This is a genomic window from Streptomyces amritsarensis, assembly GCF_001953875.1.
GTDB classification, from domain to species: Bacteria; Actinomycetota; Actinomycetes; order Streptomycetales; family Streptomycetaceae; genus Streptomyces; species Streptomyces amritsarensis.
In genome coordinates this window covers 1-2108 of sequence record NZ_MQUR01000197.1, presented here as the reverse complement: position 1 = coordinate 2108, position 2108 = coordinate 1, and the positions used below count along the sequence as shown (strand labels likewise).

Genomic DNA, 2108 nt, shown 5'->3' with positions numbered 1-2108 from the left:
ACAACCTCCCCGCCACCAGCCTCGCCTGGGGACTCTGGGACACGGCCAGTGCCATGACCAGCGGGCTGAGCGAGCTCGACGTCGCGCGGTGGGCCCGCAAGGGCGTACTGCCGATATCCGCCGAGCGCGGCATGGAGATCTTCGACGCGGCGCTCACCTCGGCGGAGCCGCTGCTCGCCGCGGCCGACCTGGACCTGGCGACCCTGCGCTCCCCCGACCGGTCCGCGCCGGCCCTGCTGCGCACGCTGGTGCGCGCGCCGCGCCGCCGGGCGGCCGCGGCCACCGGCTCGTCCGGGACGGACGGTGCCTCCTGGGCCGAGCGCACGGCCGCGCTCGCGCCGGCCGACCGGCTGCGTGCCGTCGGTGAGCTCGTCCGGACGACGGTCGCCGCCGTCCTCGGCCTCGCGGGTCCGGACGCGGTCGACGAGGACACTGCGTTCAAGACCCTCGGCATGGACTCGCTGACCGGCTTGGAGCTGCGGCGGCGTGTCGTGGCCGTCAGCGGGATCACGCTGCCGGCGACGGCCGTCTTCGACCACCCCACTCCCACGGCCCTGGCCGACTTCCTGGCGGGCGAGCTCGCCAAGCTGGCCGGCGAGGGCGTGGTGGTGCGTACCGGGCAGCAGGTCGCGGTGCGCGGCACATCGGATCACGAGGACCCGGTCGTGATCGTCGGCATGGCCTGCCGCTACCCCGGCGACACCCGCTCCCCCGACGACCTGTGGCGGCTCGTCGCCGACGGCACCGACGCCATCGGCCCCTTCCCCACCAACCGCGGCTGGGCGCTGGACCGGCTCTTCGACGGCGACCCCGACCGTGCGGGCCACTCGTACGCCCGCACCGGCGGCTTCCTCCACGACGCGGACCGTTTCGACGCCGAGTTCTTCGGGATCAGTCCGCGCGAGGCCGCCGCGATGGATCCGCAGCAGCGTCTGCTGCTGGAGACCAGCTGGGAGGCGGTGGAGAGCGCGGGCATCGCGCCGGCCACTCTGCGCGGGACCCGCACCGGTGTGTTCAGCGGTGCGATGTACAGCGAGTACGCCTCCCACCTGCGCAATGCGCCGGAGGCGGTGGAGGCCTACCGTACGACCGGCAACACGCTCAGCGTGGCGTCCGGCCGGGTCTCGTACACGCTGGGTCTGCAGGGCCCGGCCATCACCGTCGACACGGCCTGCTCCTCCTCGCTGGTNNGTCATGGCCATGCACCACGGCACCCTCCCCCGCACCCTGCACGTGGACCGGCCGACCTCGCACGTGGACTGGAGCAGGGGGGCGGTGTCCCTCCTGACGGAGGCGACCCCGTGGCCGCAGACGGACCGGCCCCGCCGATCCGCGGTCTCCTCCTTCGGCATCAGCGGCACCAACGCCCACGTCATCCTCGAACAGGCCCCCGCCACCGCACCCCAGCCGGCCCGCGAAGCGGCGCCCGAGGCTGTGCCGATGGCTCCCTGGCTGCTGTCGGGCCACACGGAGGCGGCCCTGCGGGCCCAGGCGGGGCGGCTGCTGGCCTTCGTCTCCGAGCGCACGGCGCAGCCCGAGGGGGTGCGGGGTCAGGAGCGCAGCCGGGTCGCCCTCGCGGACATCGGCCGGTCACTGGCCGAAGTGCCCGCCCTTCCGGCCCATGCGGCGGCGGTCGTGGCGGAGGACCGGGAGGGGTACCTTCGGGCGCTCGCCGCGCTGGCCGCCGGCGACGAGTCCCCGGACGTGATCAGCGGCCCGCGGGGCGGACGCGACGGGGGCAGGACCGCGTTCCTGTTCACGGGGCAGGGCAGCCAGCGTGCCGGCATGGGCCGGGAGCTGTACGCCACCCACCCCGTCTACGCCCGCGCCCTCGACGAGGTCTGCGCCCACCTGGACCGGCACCTCCAGGAGTCCACTCCCCTCAAGGACCTGCTCTTCGCCGAGGAGGACCCCGCATCGCCCCTGCACCAGACCATGTGGACCCAGGCGGCGCTGTTCGCCACGGAGGTGGCGCTGTTCCGGCTGGTGGAGCACTACGGACTCACCCCCGACCACCTGCTCGGACACTCCCTCGGCGAACTCACCGCCGCGCACGTCGCCGGGGTCCTCTCCCTCGACGACGCCTGCAAACTCGTCGCCACCCGCGG

The 2108-nt window shown here is 74.6% G+C and carries 1 pseudogene; it reads left to right on the top strand.

Features of this window, described 5'->3' with window-relative positions:
- Positions 1-422: 422 nt before the first annotated feature.
- Positions 423-2108 (top strand): annotated as a pseudogene (locus AVW11_RS39405) (acyl carrier protein); the annotation flags it as partial.